Here is a 15566-nt window from a genome sequence, read left to right as displayed (position 1 = left end):
CTTAATCCTCGCCGTAACCCAAACTACGCAGAGCTCGCTCGTCGTCAGCCCAACCCGATTTCACTTTCACCCATAACTGCAAGTGAACTTTCCCACCAACCAGTGGCTCGATATCGCGGCGCGCTTCGGTACCAATGGTCTTTAACTTGCTACCACCTGCACCAATTACCATGCGTTTTTGGCCATCGCGCTCAACCAGTATGAGTGCGTGAATGTGCGTGGTACCTGATGGTGCGGTCTTGAACTGCTCAATTTCAACGGTCGTGCTGTACGGCAACTCATCACCGGTAAAACGCATCAGTTTCTCACGAATAATTTCAGCCACCATAAAGCGTAGCGAGCGGTCGGTCACATAATCCTCTGGAAAATGATGTACGCCAGGACGTGCATGCTTGTGCACGATTTCTCGCAAGGCTTCGACTTGTGCGCCGGTCGCTGCTGATAATGGGATAATTTCCGCGAAGCTATGCTTTTCGGCAAGCTGCTGCAAATAAGGTAATAGCTCAGTTTTGTCTTTAAATTGGTCAATTTTATTAATCACCAAAATAACCGGGCGCTCTGATTTTTTTAGTTTATTCAGCACCATTTCGTCGTCACTGGCCCACTTACCCGCTTCTACGACAAATAGCACAACTTCAACGCCACTCAGTGAGCTCGACGCCGCTCGATTCATTAAACGGTTAATCGCGCGCTTTTCATCTTGGTGAAGACCTGGCGTGTCCACATAAACAATTTGGCGCTCGCCTTCGGTTTCAATGCCTAAAATGCGGTGGCGCGTTGTTTGTGGCTTGCTTGAGGTAATACTAATTTTTTGCCCAAGAATACGATTAAGTAGCGTTGATTTGCCAACATTTGGGCGCCCTACTATGGCTACAAACGCTGATTCTGAGCTGTATTGCGGTTCAGTCATGAATTATCCTGCTGAATAAGTTGCTCAAGTGCTTCGGTTGCAGCGTGCTGTTCAGCTTTACGGCGACTTGTGCCGGTTCCACGAATAGGCTGTTCCAACCCATCAACTTGACAACTTACGGTAAATTGTTGGTTATGTGCTTGCCCTTGTGTCGCGACAACTTCATAAATAGGGAGTGCGCGCTGGCGCCCTTGCAAATACTCTTGCAAACGCGTTTTCGGGTCTTTATGGCTTGCGCCTGGCTTAATGCCTGCCAACTGTTTCGAATACCAGTTTAGTACAACCTCACGACACGTGTTTAAATCGCTTTCTAAATACATGGCGCCCAGTAATGCTTCTACCGCATCAGCGAGTATGGATTCACGGCGATGTCCGCCGCTTTTCATTTCACCGGGGCCAAGCACCAAGAATTTCCCTAATTCGAAACGCTGCGCCAATTTTGCGAGGCTGCGCCCGCACACTAACGTGGCGCGCATACGGCTTAAATCGCCTTCATCAATATTGGGGAATTGTTCAAATAACGCTTCACTAATGATGATACCTAACACTGAATCACCAAGGAACTCGAGGCGCTCATTGTGTTTCGCCGCAGCACTACGGTGGGTCAGTGCCTGCGTCAGTGCATCACGATTCTTGAAGGTATAACCAAATGATTTTTCAAGCTGTTTCAGTGGTGGTTTTGGTAAACTCACGCCTTACTCCACACTACCAAGACGATGCCAGCGAACCCCCGATGGAACCCAACTCGGTAACCACTCTGGCACCCAAGATTCTGGGCCGCGATCAAATTCCAAACTCATCCAAATAAACGTGGCTTTGCCAACTAAGTTCTCATACGGAACAAAGCCCCAATAGCGACTATCTTCAGAGTTATCGCGATTATCGCCCATCGCAAAATAATGACCTTCTGGCACTATCCATTCATCAGCGGCAGTGCCAGCTTGTTGAAAGTAATAAGCGGTACGCGGCGCCACAGTCGGATCGATAAGTATTTCATGCTCAACGTCACCAAGTTGCTCCGAATAACGCTGCAGTGGTGTCGTGCGACTAAAATAAACTTCGTCTTGTTGTTGCACATTGCGTTCAATCACTTGCAACTGCGGGCATTCTGCAGAGCTATCAACGCATGCCGGCTCCAAATACAAAGTCTTGTTACGATAGATGATGCGATCGCCTGGTGTTGCCACAATGCGTTTAATGAAATCAACTTGTGGGTTTACCGGAAATTTGAACACCGCAATATCGCCACGGTTTGGTTTTCCAGTTTCCAGAATTTCTGTACGAAATAATGGATCACGAACACCATAACTATACTTTTGCACCAACACAAAATCGCCAGCCAACATGGTTGGCATCATCGATGCTGATGGAATTCGAAATGGCTCATAGAAAAATGAACGAACAATTAAAATGATAAACAAAATTGGAAAAACGCTTTGTGCAAATTCCGCCACACGTCCCTGCGGCGCAACGCGTTCACGTTCTTCATCATCCAAAGTTTTGTTGGTTTGTTCTTCTACTTTAGCGATAGCTGCCAAACGCGCAGGCTTCTTCATTTTGGCATCATACAGCCAAATTAAACCCGCGACGATGGTCACCAGCGTTAGCACAATCGAATAAAAGTTAGCCATTTAATTTTGATTCCTAGCGCACCGAGCGAATCGCATTACTTGCCAACTTTGAGTACGGCAAGAAACGCTTCTTGCGGTACTTCCACGTTACCAAGTTGCTTCATTCGCTTCTTACCTTCTTTTTGTTTTTGTAACAGTTTTTTCTTACGACTCACGTCACCACCGTAACACTTAGCGGTCACGTTTTTACGCAATTGCTTCACCGTAGCACGTGCAATAACTTGCGTACCAATAGTCGCTTGAATAGCGATATCGAACATTTGTCGTGGAATTAACTCTCGCATTTTATCAACCAATTCGCGACCACGGCCTTGTGAATTATTACGGTGAGTAATCATCGCCAAGGCGTCTACCTTGTCACCGTTAATTAACACGTCAACACGAACCATGTCCGCTTCTTGGAAGCGTTTAAAGTTATAATCAAGCGACGCATAACCGCGACTCGTTGACTTTAATCGGTCAAAGAAATCCATGACCACTTCAGCCATTGGTAGCTCGTAGGTCACTGCAACTTGATTGCCGTGATAAGCCATTTTCGTTTGTACACCACGCTTATCGACACATAGCGTAATGACGTTACCAAGATATTCTTGTGGAACGAGAATGTTTGCTTCAACAATCGGCTCGTAAATGGTTTCAATATCGTTTACTGCCGGCAAATTGGCAGGGTTATCCACCTTATGTTCTTTGCCGTCTTTGGTAATTACTTTATACACCACCGTTGGTGCGGTGGTAATCAAATCGATATCATATTCACGTTCTAGGCGCTCCTGGATAATCTCCATATGGAGCATACCCAAAAAGCCCACGCGGAAACCAAAACCGAGCGCTGCCGAATTTTCTGGTTCATAGAACAAAGAGGCATCATTCAATGAGAGTTTCGACAACGCATCACGGAAGTTTTCATAATCGTCTGACGAAATTGGGAACATGCCCGCATAAACCTGCGGTTTTACTTTTTTAAAGCCCGGTAGCGGTTGCGGCGCTGGTTGTTTCGCCAAAGTCAGGGTATCCCCTACTGGCGCACCGTGAATTTCTTTAATACCGGCAATGACAAACCCTACTTCACCACAACGCAAAATGCCGGTTTCTGTTGCTTTTGGTGAAAAGAAACCAACTTTATCAATCTGATGCGTCTGCCCGGTCGACATCACTTTCATTTTGTCACCAGCACGTAACACACCATTTTTAACACGTACTAAACTCACCACGCCTTGGTAATTATCAAACCAAGAATCGATGATTAACGCTTGTAATGGTTCTTCTGGATCACCTTGCGGTGGTGGAATTTGTTTCACAATACGTTCTAAAACTTCATCAATTCCGATGCCCGTTTTGGCAGAACACTGCACCGCATCAATCGCTTGAATACCGACAATGTCTTCAATCTCTTCAGCCACACGCATTGGATCAGCCTGCGGCAAATCGATTTTGTTTAACACCGGCACTACTTCGAGGTCCATTTCAATAGCTGTATAGCAGTTCGCCAAGGTCTGAGCCTCAACGCCTTGCGCTGCATCAACCACCAACAAGGCACCCTCACAGCCTGCTAAACTACGTGAAACTTCGTATGAGAAGTCAACGTGTCCTGGCGTATCGATAAAGTTCAGTTGATAGGTTTCGCCGTCTTGTGCGGTGTAATGCAAGGTCACGCTCTGCGCTTTAATGGTAATACCGCGTTCGCGCTCAAGATCCATTGAATCAAGTACTTGTTCAGCCATTTCACGGTCAGTTAAACCGCCACAATGCTGTATCAAACGATCAGAAAGAGTCGACTTACCATGGTCGATGTGCGCAATAATTGAAAAATTGCGAATATTTGCTTGCTTAAACGCCTTCTCTGGCATTAATGCCCCCGCAACAACAAAAATAAGGAATAAATACTAACCGCTGATCATACTGATTTATGCGGTTCGGGACAAAGAATTTCGGGTATTTTTAATCGATTTGTTGCACGCTCAACAGTTGTGCAACCTGAATATCACGTTGCTGTAACCAATGTCGTAACAGGTAGAAGCTGAACGCAAAGCCACTAAACGCACTAAGAATCACCCACCCTTCTGACCACAACAACAGCTGACCTGTCGCAATAGCGATCAGCAATAAGACTAGAATCGGGAGTAGGTAAACCGCTAGCGAGTAGCGTGTAAGCGCTTGTTCCGGGAGCAATAACTCAATTTGTTGACCAGGACTAAACTGCCCTTCTGGCTTGTGGACACGAAATTCAGCACGACGATCAGAAAACGCCTTTGAGATGACGCCGGCGCCACAGGTATTTTGTTGTGCACAGCCAGTACAACCGGTTTTTAATTCGGTCGAAACCAATAAAAAATCGCTTTCTACGGCAATAACTTCGGCAAGTTCACGAATCACTGCTGCATATCCTGAGTTGAAACCACCATATTCTCGGCAATACGACGTAACGTATCCGCAGGTAGTTTTCCAACCACAGTTACGGCGTACCCTTCAACAAAGGTGTTCACCAGCGATTCAGGGCCTTGGTAAGCCAAGCTCGGTAATTTTTGAGCGCGTTGATCACTGACATAAATTGATACTTCAGTAAGTCCATCGCTGAATAGAAAATAATCAGTTGGCAATTGCGTATCATAGAGCTGACGATGATGTGAACGACGCAAATCAAAGCCACCGGGTAACCAATTCGGGCGCAGCGGGAAGCGCAGTTCAGCCAGTTGCTGAGTATCATAAAGCTTCGGCGGACGTTGAATGGCGCTTACTTCAGTGAGTTGCTCTGGTATTTGGTCGGAAAAACTAATCGACGTTAATTGTAACTGTTCGAGAACCTCACCTTGTGGGGTCATCATTTGCAGCTTCAACAGCATTCCCGAGTCACGATCCAGCCACAGGTCATAATGGTAACGATTGTCATCGCGACTAATTAGCCGCAAATACTGGGCGGGACGCCCCGTGACTCGCATACCACCGCTAGCAATCACTTGATAATGCTGATTAATATTCGAAAATGGCTTGTAGAACGCAGGGGGAATTAATCCAACCGTAACATCAGATTGAAGCGTGTAGGAACCGCCTGCTTGAGAATAATAATATGTTTGATCACCCACGCGTAACGCACGCATGTCAGCACCGTTAAGATAAATTAATAACTCAAGGTCGGTGGTGTGATCATAATTGCCATGAAACCAAACTAATGGTTGTATCCGCTGCCCTTGGCTTTGAACCAAGGTCGCTTCAAAATTAAGGTCACGCAAAGAACGGGCCATGCGGTCAAACCATATTTGGCCCATATTGGCGGCGCGTTCTGCAGTCACTTCTTGCTGTGCATTGGCACCGAGGGGGGCGATTGCAACCAACCAAAGTGCAATCGCAACGACATATTTAGTCATTCTGTTCGTTTAACTTCTCAACGGTTGATGATTCTTGTTGCTGCTGTTCTTTGTCTGCTTGCAATGACAGCTGCAATTGACGCTGATGATCTAACATATACGACTGCAACAACTGGCGTTGTTGAGCAATTTCTGCCTCTGATGGTGCTTGTGTTTCAATCACCGTATTGTAACTAACCGGGTTACGGCCACCAAAAGGATTCGTAATGAGCGCTGGCGAAGTGACGCTTGGTGTTGCCTGTTCAACGTCAATCACTGGCTGTTGAACGGAAACGACAGCAACTAACGCAACACTCGCAGCAATAGCAATACTACCGGCAGGCTTAAGCCAACGACTCGCCGCACGCGCCATGGCGCCACCTTGCTGCACCGAAGGCTGTACCACCACCGATTCTTGCGATAGTTGCGCCGCGACGCGAGCACTAATATCAATTTGATGATTCGTTTGCGCATCACCACGCATCAGGTGCCCGACTAACGCATAGCGTTGCCATACAGCCTGTGCCTGTTCATCGTCCAACAACGCTGAAATTTCAGCATTAAATGGACGTTCAGCATCAGCACCTGAATCACTGAAGTGATTATCAAGTAGTGCTGAGGCATTTTGTTTGCAACGATCAGACATAAAGCTTCCTCAAATTCAGTTTAGCGCTCTAATAACGGCCGTAATTGTTGATCTATCGCCTCACGCGCTCGGAATATTCGTGAACGCACGGTGCCAATAGGACAATCCATTTCGATGGCTATCTCTTCATAACCTAAACCTTCAATTTCACGCAGTGTTATAGCACGACGCAAATCTTCCGGTAAATCATCGATGGTTCGCATTACGACGTCACGAATCTCATCGGTTAACAACATACTTTCTGGAGAAGCGCTGTCTTTCAGCGCACCGCTTCCCTCATAAAACTCAGCTTCATCGGCATCAACGTCATTGGCTGGCGGTTTGCGCCCTTGTGCCACCAAATAATTTTTAGCCGTGTTTACCGCAATGCGATACAACCAAGTATAAAACGCGCTATCGCCACGAAAATTAGCTAAGGCTCGATAGGCTTTCACAAATGTTTCTTGGGCTACGTCGGGCACATCGGCCTGTTGTTTGACATAGCGTGATATCAGACTCATCACTTTGTGCTGATATTTTTTTACCAACAAATCAAAGGCTCTTTGGTCGCCCTGTTGTACTCGTTCTACCAGGGCTTTATCTGTTTCTTGTTCGCTCATCCGAGCCCGCTCTCCTCAACCCCTAGCTACGTCAGATATTAGGCCCGTTGCGTACTTGCAAAGTATGACCCAAGTGTTCGTAAAAAGTTCGCAAAAAAAATTCAAAAGAGTAAAATCGCTTTTATTCCTTTGGCAGATCAGCGTGTTGTCACGCAAAATATCCCACATACTTTATGGAACAAATGTCACATTATCAATGCGATGTACTCATTATTGGTAGCGGCGCTGCTGGTTTAACACTAGCTTTACAACTAGCTGACCACGCCCAAGTTACGGTTCTTTCTAAAGGGCCGTTAACTGAAGGCTCAACCTACTACGCACAAGGCGGTATCGCTGCTGTATTCGATGAGAATGATAGCATTGAAAGCCACGTTGAAGACACTTTAGTTGCCGGTGCCGGATTATGTGACATTGATGCGGTAAAGTTTACCACAAGTCATGCCAAAGAAAGCTTACAATGGCTTATTGATATCGGGGTTGGCTTTGATCGTGTTGATGATGGTCAGTTTCACTTAAATCAAGAAGGTGGTCATAGCCATCGCCGTATTCTCCATGCAGCAGATGCGACTGGTCGCGCGGTGCAAACGACATTAGTTGAACAAACGAAACAACATCCGAACATTACAATTCTAGAACGCGTCAACGCAGTTGATTTGATTACGCATAAACATGTTGGTGGTGAACAGCGTTGTTACGGCGCGTATATATTGAATCGTGTGAATCAACGTGTTGAAACAATTGCGGCGCGATTTGTCGCTTTATGTACCGGTGGCGCCAGCAAAGTTTATCAGTATACGAGTAATCCAGATGTCGCCAGTGGCGACGGTATTGCCATGGCGTGGCGTGCTGGATGTCAAGTTGCCAACATGGAATTTAATCAGTTTCACCCAACCTGCTTATTTCATCCCAACGCCCAATCGTTTTTGTTAACCGAAGCGTTACGTGGCGAAGGAGCCGTGTTACGTCGGCCTGACGGCAGTCGCTTTATGCCTGAATTTCACCCAGCAGCAGAACTAGCGCCGCGCGATGTAGTGGCTAGAGCTATTGACTATGAAATGAAGCGTCTCGGTGCTGATTGTATGTTCTTAGATATCTCGCATAAGCCAAAAGCGTTTATCCAAGAGCATTTTCCGAACATTTATGACAAATGCTTAAGTTTAGGTATTGATATCAGCAAACAACCGATGCCGGTTGTACCTGCCGCCCACTACACTTGCGGTGGTGTAAAAACAGATTTAAACGCGCGAACGGCGGTCAGTAATTTGTACGCCATCGGCGAAGTTGCCTATACCGGTTTGCACGGCGCCAACCGTATGGCGAGCAACTCACTGCTCGAATGTCTGGTGTTTGCCCGAGCGGCAGCAACCAACATCATCGAACAATTACAGCAGGTTAAGTTACGTACCGACCTCCCCGCTTGGGACGAAAGCCAAGTGAATGACTCTGATGAAGAGGTCATCATTCAACATAACTGGCACGAGTTGCGTTTATTTATGTGGGACTATGTCGGTATTGTACGAACCAACAAGCGGCTACAGCGCGCATTACGACGCATCGAATTATTGCAGCAAGAAATTCACGAATATTACAGTCACTTCAAAGTCAGTAATAATTTATTGGAGTTGCGTAATTTGGTGCAAGTTGCTGAATTAATTGTACGCAGTGCCATGGCGCGACATGAGAGTCGCGGTTTACATTACAACCTCGACTACCCTGATTTACTGGCTGAGGCGAAGCCGACCGTATTGACGCCAACGCAACAAAAATCGAGCTAGGCGTCGATATTGCGCATCGCCAAGCCAACTGCGCGGTAACCATAACCAACGCCGCGCAGTGTTCGGATGGTGCAAAATTAATAAGGCGCCCCACGGCGTAACCCACGATAACGGCTGCAAGTGCCAACACTTTTGGTCTAAGTCGTCTAGTTGCACCCAAACACCCGTGTCGTTATTCACGCCCCAGACATGAGATGGAAACCGTAGCCATGCCCACGGCCGAACTGTCAGTTGCCAAAGCATGGCCGCTTCCGCTGCATTTATACTTTAACGCGGCCGAGTATATAAGCCACCATGGCCGCCAGTTCTTCATCTTCGCACTTTTGATGCCCCATAAACCACGCGAACAAATCTGGGTCATCACAAGTTAATAAGCGTCGAAAAGCATCTTGCTGTTTCGCATCAAGATCATCGTATGCTTCTTCAACGAATGGCATAAATAAAACATCGAGTTCTAACATGCCACGACGGCATGCCCAACGAAGGCGATTTTTATCTTTCAATGTGTCGGCATTTTGTTGCAACTTTTCCATGCGAATCCTTCTTTTACGACAAAAATTATGCGTCGCGAAATAAAACGGCTTGTATAATGAAAAAACATCCCCATCTATTCGTTTATCGATGAGAAAGTGAGGTTTCGTGTGTTAGATACAGAGTTTACCAAAGCTCAGCCTGAATACGTAACGGTTTCATTAACAGATTACGGCGTTATTCGTCTGACCGGTCCACAAACCGATGAGTTTTTACAGGGGCAGTTATCCTGTGACATGAAGCAACTCAGTGACCGTGGCTGGTTGTTTGCCGCACACTGTGACAACAAAGGTAAGGCGATGAGTACGCTATTCGTCACTCGCTTTGCTGACAGTGTGTTATTGCTGAGTCATAAAGACGCCATTGCCGCTAGTCTGGCCCAGTTACAAAAGTTCGGTGTATTTAGCAAAACAGATATCGTCGATGCTTCCGAGCAATTATCACTTTTTGGTGTCTTCGGTACAGCGGCACCAGCGCGTTTAGCGGAATGGCTTGAACAACCGTTGAACGTTGCCGACGAGCAAGCCGTAACGGCTTTTTCAGATGGCGTCGCATTGACCTTAGGTAGCCAGCCAGATCAATACCTTTTGGTAACCGAACGTGATAACTTTCCTACAAATTCTTCAATGGATGCTTGGAATGCACTTGAAATTGAACGTGGTCGACCGACCCTAGTTTCAGGTACAATATTGGAGTATGTGCCCCAAATGCTGAACGTACAGGCGTTGCATGGTATTAGTTTTACCAAGGGGTGTTATATCGGCCAAGAGACCATCGCTCGGATGAAATATTTGGGCAAGCAGAAGCGAGCACTGTTTCGTTTAGTTGGCCAAGGGCAATCGGTTTCAGCCGGTGCCACGCTGGAACAGCAACTTGGTGACAATTGGCGACGTGCCGGTACGGTAATTAATGCAGTGAGCCGTGCTGACAATCAACTTGATCTCTTAGCGGTACTGCCAAGCGATATTGAGGCAGATACTAAGCTGAGAGTGAAAGATGATGACGCGAGTCTTTTGGAAATTTACCCACTGCCTTATAACTTGGATGAATCATGAGTCAAACTATTAGCCAGGACAAAGTTGTTGGAATTCACTACACTGTGAAAACCGCCGAAGGCCAAGTTCTGGATCAATCAAAAGAAGGTCAGCCGCTACAATTTATCTTTGGTCGCGGTATGTTGATCAAAGGTCTTGAAAACGCACTAGACGGTAAAGCAACTGGCGACAAATTTGAAGCTGAAATTCAACCAGCTGATGCCTACGGCGAGCGTCACGACGGTCTTATTCAAACCGTTCCACGTAGCTTGTTTGGTGACAACGAAGTTGCTGTTGGTATGCAGTTCCGTGCTAGCACTGATGCTGGTGAGCAGTCGGTAATGATTGTTGACGTGAGTGATGACGAAGTCACTGTTGACGGTAACCATCCGTTAGCTGGTACAACGTTGAACTTTGACGTTGAAGTAGTTGAAGTACGTGATGCTGATCCAAGTGAATTGGACCACGGCCACGTACACGCTGATGGTAATCATAACCACGGCTAATTCGCAGAAAATTGCGACAAAAACGCACCCCCGGGTGCGTTTTTTTATGCTTAATACAGCGTATACTAATCGTCAAATTCGCCAAACTCACAAGTGAACGTATTCATGACCAACAGCAAAGCTTACCCGTTTAGTTCTGCCACCGCACTTGCTCAGGCGCTTGGTAAAATCGACCAAGAAAGTCAAGGCGTCGTACTTCCTATTCATGTGGCGACCACCTACATTCGCGGAGCGGATAATACCTACCCGACCGGTAATGTTTATTCGCGAGCGGACAATCCAACTTATAAACCGGTTGAGCAGCTGCTATGTCAACTTGAAGGTGGCGAGCAAGCATTATTATTTGGCTCGGGTATGGCGGCCGCTACAGCCGTATTTTTGGGTTTAAAACCTGGTGATCATGTGGTTGCACCAACGGTCATGTATTGGGCACTGCGCAATTGGCTGCTAAACTTCGCCACCGATTGGGGTTTACGCATCGATTTTGTCGATATGACCGATCTTGAAGCGGTGGCTGCAGCTATCACGCCACAGCAAACCAAGTTGGTTTGGCTAGAAACCCCTGGTAATCCAATGTGGACCATTAGTGATATCGCCGCCATCAGTGAATTAGCAAAGTCAGCCGGTGCTGCGGTTGCTGTCGATTCCACTTGTGCGACACCATTGCTCACGCAACCTCTCGCGCTAGGCGCAGATATTGTCATGCACAGCGCGACGAAATATCTAAACGGCCACTCAGATGTGATTGCTGGTGCGCTAATTACCAAACAAGACTCGCCTTATTGGCAGCGTATTCGCGCGGTGCGCGCACAAGGTGGCGCCGTTCCTAGCCCGCATGACGCAGCGCAATTGCTCCGCGGCATGCGGACCATGCACCTACGGGTAAGAGAGAGCTGTAGCAATGCCATGTTCTTGGCTGAGCAACTCGAACAGCATCCACAAATACTTGAAGTTTTGTATCCTGGATTACCAAGTTTTGCGGGGCATGCGGTCGCCTGTAAGCAAATGCATGGCGGTTTCGGTGGTATGTTATCCATTCGCGTTAAAGGTGGTGAGAGCGCAGCAGTGCATCTTGCGGCGAACACCAAACTATGGAAACGCGCCACGTCGCTCGGCGGCGTCGAAAGTTTGATTGAACACCGCGCCAGCGTTGAAGGCGAAGGCACACCTTGCCCTCCTGATCTACTGCGCTTATCAGCCGGCATTGAAGACAAACACGAACTTTTGAATGACCTATTTCAAGCGCTTCCCAAAACGTAACTTTATATAATTTTTATACAAAATCGGCGAATCACAATAGAATATTTATGATTCGCCGAAATAAGCTGATCTTCTATAGATTTCAGAAGGTCAGCCCGCATGCGCCTTAAAATACTTCTAAAACTTCTCAGTATTCCTCTAGCTTGGGTTGGATTTGTTCAATTCATCTTTGCTTGGTTAAATGTCTTCTATTTTCGCGATGGTACCGGCGCCCACTTCTTTTTTAGCTCGGCGCTCGTATTTCTTGTCGCTATTTCATTTTGGGCTTTCAGTAGAAACGTCCCGTTAACCAAGATTTATCCGCAAGATGGTCTCCTTTTTGCCACATTCACTTGGCTGTTGGCGGGGCTATGCAGCGCTATCCCGATTTATCTCGTCACCGATGTGTCTTGGACTGATGCGACGTTCGAATCAATCAGCGCGATGACCACAACCGGCGCTACAATTCTCGTCGGCTTGGATGACATGCCCATTGGCTTCTTGATGTATCGCCAATTTTTGCAATGGCTTGGCGGCCTTGGCGTTGTCATTTTCGTTGTTGCTGTATTACCTATGCTAAACGTGGGTGGCATGCGTTTACTTGTAGCCGAAACCCCAGGCCCAGTGAAAGACGAAAAGATTGTGCCGCGCGTTGGTTATGCCACGCGTTATCTCTGGTTAATTTATGTCTCCATTACCACGTTTTGTGCGTTGAGTTATTGGCTCGCTGGCATGTCCGCGTACGATGCCATTGCACATAGTTTTACAACAGTATCCACAGGCGGCTTCTCAACACATGATGCCAGCATGGGATACTTTGATAGCCAGCTCATTCTATACATCGCTAATGTATTCATGATACTTGGTGCTATTAGCTTCAACTTACATTATCGCGTAATTTTCAAGAACCAGTGGAATCAATATTGGCAAGATGAGGAAACCCGCGTTTTTATCCATTTAATTGCGGCAATATCGATTATTCTTATCATTATTCTGACTATTTCTGCTAATTACGACACCTTAAGTGAACGCGTTGCACAAAGCATATTCCATATCGTTTCATTTATGACGAGCACCGGATATGGTGCAACCGACTTAAGTGCATGGCCAGTTGCGACCGGTTTGTTGCTCGTATTTACAAGCTATTTAGGCGGCTGTGCAGGCTCTACTGCAGGTGGCAATAAGATAGTTCGAGACATCATCACTTTTAAAATTATTCGCCAACAACTTTTTCTCCTCTCCCACCCTCATGCGGTAAAAGCCGTGCGTTACCAAAAACAACTCGTCGGCTCTGACGTATTGAGTGCGGTCATGGCGTTTATGCTACTAGCTGCCACAATGAGCCTTGTTCTGACTATTGCTTTAATGGCGACTGGCCTTGATTTTTGGTCATCATTTACCGCGGTATCGGCATGTTTAAACGTATTAGGCCCTGGTTTTGGTGAAGTTGGTAGTAACTTCATTCCAGTTACCGATGCAGGCATTTGGATATTAAATTTTGCCATGCTATTGGGTCGATTGGAGTACTTCACTATAATTGCCTTATTACTTCCTTCATTTTGGCAACGGTAACTTGCATAACAGCACAATTAGCCATCAATATTGGTCAATTATCAAAGCGCTCTCGATTATGAGCCTAATGACCGCGATTGCCTTTGTTCTAGAGCGTTGGTTACTCCCTAGCTCTGGAACGGTTCTGGTTATTCTTGCTGGCGTGATCATTACCTCCTTATCCGTTCCAAACCGTATCGCTTATGGCGCCGTAATATTTGGCGCATTAGCATTTAATTTCCTGTTTACTGCGCCTCGTGGCTCATTGCATATGGAAGATTTTGAAGAAATCACCACGATGGCGGTATTTCTCGCGGTTGGATTGGCAATGGTTTACTGGATAACTCGCGAGCGTATTCAACGCGCCGAATTGAACGACGCTGAGTTGCGTTCAACGATTTTATTGAGCCTTTCACACGATTTGCGAAGCCCTTTGACCAGCATTATAGGTAATTTGTCGACGTTGCAAATTTACCGCGAGCAAATTAGCGTTGAACAGCAAGAGGAATTAATCAATGCCGCATCGGAGGAATCGGAGCGACTACACAGTTATCTTGAGAACCTTTTTCAAGCCACGCGCTTTGAACATGGTGCAGTGCACATATTCCCGCAAAAAATCTCTGTACACGATGTAATTGTTGAAACTATAAAGAGGCTTCCAGCAAATTCGCGAATTAACTACCTCGCCTCGAACCATCCAGAATGTATTATTGAAGTTCAAGTGAGCCTCTTCACCCAAGCACTCTATAATATTCTTGATAATGCGCTGCGTTACAGTAACTTAGAGAAACCCGTTACCATTGACTTAAAAGCCACCGCGCATGGTTCAACTACAGGCGCAGAGATAATGATTACCAACTACCTCAATGAACCGTTAGTAGAATCGCCAACAAATTGGTTAAAGCCATTTTATTCGGCTCGCAAAGGCGATCGTGGACACGGTGGTGCGGGACTAGGCTTAAGTGTTGCTTTTAGTATTATCAAAGCACATCAAGGTCAACTTTCATTTGAGAGTGATGAGCACCAACTTAAAGTTCGGATACGCTTACCATGACGACTATCTTATTCATTGATGATGAACCGAAGATTAGGACTTTTGTTCGAATTTCACTTCAGTCTGAGGGTTATGAATTTTACGAGGCCAGCTCAGCGCGACAAGGGTTGATGATGGCCGAACAGTTATCGCCAGATCTGATTATCCTCGATCTGGGTCTTCCTGATAGCGATGGATTATCAGTAATTCAAAAACTACGTCAACGCCAGAGCAATCCACCAATTATTGTCCTGAGTGCGCGCGATGATGAAGATGTGAAGATTACAGCACTCGATTTAGGCGCAAACGATTATTTATGTAAGCCCTTTGGCGTACGTGAACTTTTAGCTCGAATTCGGGTACTTTTGCGCGACTTGTCTGCCAGCCAAATGAATTCGGATATTCCATCAGTGATGCGCTTCAATGCGTTGGAAATCAACTTATTAAAGCATCAGGTTACATTAAACCAGAGTCTCGTAAATCTAACCCCGAAAGAGTACGAATTGCTTTATTTGTTAGCGCAGCAACCACAAAAACTACTCGAGCATGACTACTTACTGACCCGTTTATGGGGTCATCAACATCGCCACAATACCCAGTATTTACGCGTTTGCGTAAGCCAACTGCGGAAAAAACTAAACGATGACTCGGAACATCCACAGTTTATAGAGACCGTGCCGGCACTTGGTTATCGCTTCATCCCTGCCCCCACGAACTGAGAAAAGCGTTAATCGTTATTCGTTAATCGTTATTCGGCTATAAAAAAACCC

17 protein-coding genes are annotated in these 15566 nt (G+C 46.4%); 7 read left to right on the top strand and 10 right to left on the bottom strand.

What is annotated here, in order from left to right; genetic code table 11:
• Position 1: 1 nt before the first annotated feature.
• The 8 genes from era to rpoE form a co-directional block, all read right to left on the bottom strand.
• Entirely contained in the window at positions 2-910 is a 909-nt protein-coding gene (gene era, locus D3795_RS02430) for a GTPase Era (RefSeq protein ID WP_156266001.1), read from the bottom strand.
• The gene (gene rnc, locus D3795_RS02425; protein WP_156266000.1) at positions 907-1602 is read right to left on the bottom strand and encodes a ribonuclease III; all 696 of its coding nucleotides are present in this window, start codon (positions 1600-1602) and stop codon (positions 907-909) included. Before rnc ends, era begins: the two co-directional genes overlap by 4 nt.
• A gap of 3 nt (positions 1603-1605) precedes the next feature.
• Positions 1606-2541 (bottom strand): signal peptidase I, encoded by a 936-nt coding sequence (lepB, locus tag D3795_RS02420; protein ID WP_156265999.1) that lies wholly within the window; start codon positions 2539-2541, stop codon positions 1606-1608.
• Positions 2542-2576: 35 nt separating this feature from the next.
• A complete protein-coding gene (gene lepA / locus D3795_RS02415; protein ID WP_156265998.1) occupies positions 2577-4388 on the bottom strand; it encodes a translation elongation factor 4 in 1812 nt (603 codons plus the stop codon).
• Between the two features lie 91 nt (positions 4389-4479).
• Positions 4480-4914, bottom strand: coding sequence for a SoxR reducing system RseC family protein (locus D3795_RS02410; protein ID WP_156265997.1), 435 nt, complete (start codon positions 4912-4914; stop codon positions 4480-4482).
• Complete coding sequence (locus D3795_RS02405) at positions 4911-5903, bottom strand: MucB/RseB C-terminal domain-containing protein (RefSeq protein WP_156265996.1); 993 nt, start codon at positions 5901-5903, stop codon at positions 4911-4913. The genes D3795_RS02410 and D3795_RS02405 overlap by 4 nt, the downstream gene beginning before the upstream one ends.
• Positions 5896-6528: a sigma-E factor negative regulatory protein gene (locus tag D3795_RS02400; protein WP_156265995.1), complete on the bottom strand. Its 633-nt coding sequence runs from the start codon at positions 6526-6528 to the stop codon at positions 5896-5898. Before D3795_RS02400 ends, D3795_RS02405 begins: the two co-directional genes overlap by 8 nt.
• A 20-nt stretch (positions 6529-6548) precedes the next feature.
• Positions 6549-7127 (bottom strand): RNA polymerase sigma factor RpoE, encoded by a 579-nt coding sequence (rpoE, locus tag D3795_RS02395; protein WP_092855222.1) that lies wholly within the window; start codon positions 7125-7127, stop codon positions 6549-6551.
• Positions 7128-7300: 173 nt separating this feature from the next.
• Here rpoE and nadB point away from each other — a divergent pair, with 173 nt between their 5' ends.
• Entirely contained in the window at positions 7301-8902 is a 1602-nt protein-coding gene (nadB, locus tag D3795_RS02390; RefSeq protein WP_156265994.1) for an L-aspartate oxidase, read from the top strand.
• Here nadB and D3795_RS02385 read toward each other — a convergent pair.
• The gene (locus tag D3795_RS02385; RefSeq protein WP_156265993.1) at positions 8846-9145 is read right to left on the bottom strand and encodes a YgfX family protein; all 300 of its coding nucleotides are present in this window, start codon (positions 9143-9145) and stop codon (positions 8846-8848) included. The two genes, nadB and D3795_RS02385, sit on opposite strands and share 57 nt — an antisense overlap.
• 17 nt (positions 9146-9162) lie before the next feature.
• Positions 9163-9435, bottom strand: coding sequence for an FAD assembly factor SdhE (locus D3795_RS02380; protein WP_156265992.1), 273 nt, complete (start codon positions 9433-9435; stop codon positions 9163-9165).
• A 108-nt stretch (positions 9436-9543) separates the two neighbouring features.
• Here D3795_RS02380 and ygfZ point away from each other — a divergent pair, with 108 nt between their 5' ends.
• From ygfZ to D3795_RS02350, 6 genes are all read left to right on the top strand, one after another.
• A complete protein-coding gene (gene ygfZ, locus D3795_RS02375) occupies positions 9544-10488 on the top strand; it encodes a tRNA-modifying protein YgfZ (protein WP_156265991.1) in 945 nt (314 codons plus the stop codon).
• A complete protein-coding gene (locus D3795_RS02370; RefSeq protein ID WP_126758935.1) occupies positions 10485-10973 on the top strand; it encodes an FKBP-type peptidyl-prolyl cis-trans isomerase in 489 nt (162 codons plus the stop codon). Before ygfZ ends, D3795_RS02370 begins: the two co-directional genes overlap by 4 nt.
• 105 nt (positions 10974-11078) lie before the next feature.
• Positions 11079-12233, top strand: coding sequence for a trans-sulfuration enzyme family protein (locus D3795_RS02365; protein WP_156265990.1), 1155 nt, complete (start codon positions 11079-11081; stop codon positions 12231-12233).
• A gap of 99 nt (positions 12234-12332) precedes the next feature.
• The gene (locus D3795_RS02360) at positions 12333-13784 is read left to right on the top strand and encodes a TrkH family potassium uptake protein (protein WP_156265989.1); all 1452 of its coding nucleotides are present in this window, start codon (positions 12333-12335) and stop codon (positions 13782-13784) included.
• Entirely contained in the window at positions 13750-14817 is a 1068-nt protein-coding gene (locus tag D3795_RS02355) for a sensor histidine kinase (protein WP_310942379.1), read from the top strand. The genes D3795_RS02360 and D3795_RS02355 overlap by 35 nt, the downstream gene beginning before the upstream one ends.
• Positions 14814-15515, top strand: a complete 702-nt coding sequence (locus tag D3795_RS02350; protein ID WP_156265987.1) for a response regulator — start codon at positions 14814-14816, stop codon at positions 15513-15515. The genes D3795_RS02355 and D3795_RS02350 overlap by 4 nt, the downstream gene beginning before the upstream one ends.
• Positions 15516-15566 lie beyond the last annotated feature (51 nt).

Origin of the sequence: Pseudidiomarina andamanensis (assembly GCF_009734345.1) — a bacterium.
Taxonomy (GTDB): Bacteria; Pseudomonadota; Gammaproteobacteria; order Enterobacterales; family Alteromonadaceae; genus Pseudidiomarina; species Pseudidiomarina andamanensis.
This window is presented reverse-complemented; position numbering and strand designations above follow the sequence as displayed.

Bases quoted from the DNA above. Each gene is read 5' to 3' on its own strand.
- D3795_RS02370 (WP_126758935.1), top strand. From the start codon at position 10,485: ATGAGTCAAACTATTAGCCAGGACAAAGTTGTTGGAATTCACTACACT.
- D3795_RS02350 (WP_156265987.1), top strand. From the start codon at position 14,814: ATGACGACTATCTTATTCATTGATGATGAACCGAAGATTAGGACTTTT.
- D3795_RS02360 (WP_156265989.1), top strand. From the start codon at position 12,333: ATGCGCCTTAAAATACTTCTAAAACTTCTCAGTATTCCTCTAGCTTGG.
- D3795_RS02385 (WP_156265993.1), bottom strand. From the start codon at position 9,145: ATGCTTTGGCAACTGACAGTTCGGCCGTGGGCATGGCTACGGTTTCCA.
- D3795_RS02365 (WP_156265990.1), top strand. From the start codon at position 11,079: ATGACCAACAGCAAAGCTTACCCGTTTAGTTCTGCCACCGCACTTGCT.
- rpoE (WP_092855222.1), bottom strand. From the start codon at position 7,127: ATGAGCGAACAAGAAACAGATAAAGCCCTGGTAGAACGAGTACAACAG.
- D3795_RS02405 (WP_156265996.1), bottom strand. From the start codon at position 5,903: ATGACTAAATATGTCGTTGCGATTGCACTTTGGTTGGTTGCAATCGCC.
- nadB (WP_156265994.1), top strand. From the start codon at position 7,301: ATGGAACAAATGTCACATTATCAATGCGATGTACTCATTATTGGTAGC.
- era (WP_156266001.1), bottom strand. From the start codon at position 910: ATGACTGAACCGCAATACAGCTCAGAATCAGCGTTTGTAGCCATAGTA.
- D3795_RS02380 (WP_156265992.1), bottom strand. From the start codon at position 9,435: ATGGAAAAGTTGCAACAAAATGCCGACACATTGAAAGATAAAAATCGC.
- lepA (WP_156265998.1), bottom strand. From the start codon at position 4,388: ATGCCAGAGAAGGCGTTTAAGCAAGCAAATATTCGCAATTTTTCAATT.
- D3795_RS02400 (WP_156265995.1), bottom strand. From the start codon at position 6,528: ATGTCTGATCGTTGCAAACAAAATGCCTCAGCACTACTTGATAATCAC.
- lepB (WP_156265999.1), bottom strand. From the start codon at position 2,541: ATGGCTAACTTTTATTCGATTGTGCTAACGCTGGTGACCATCGTCGCG.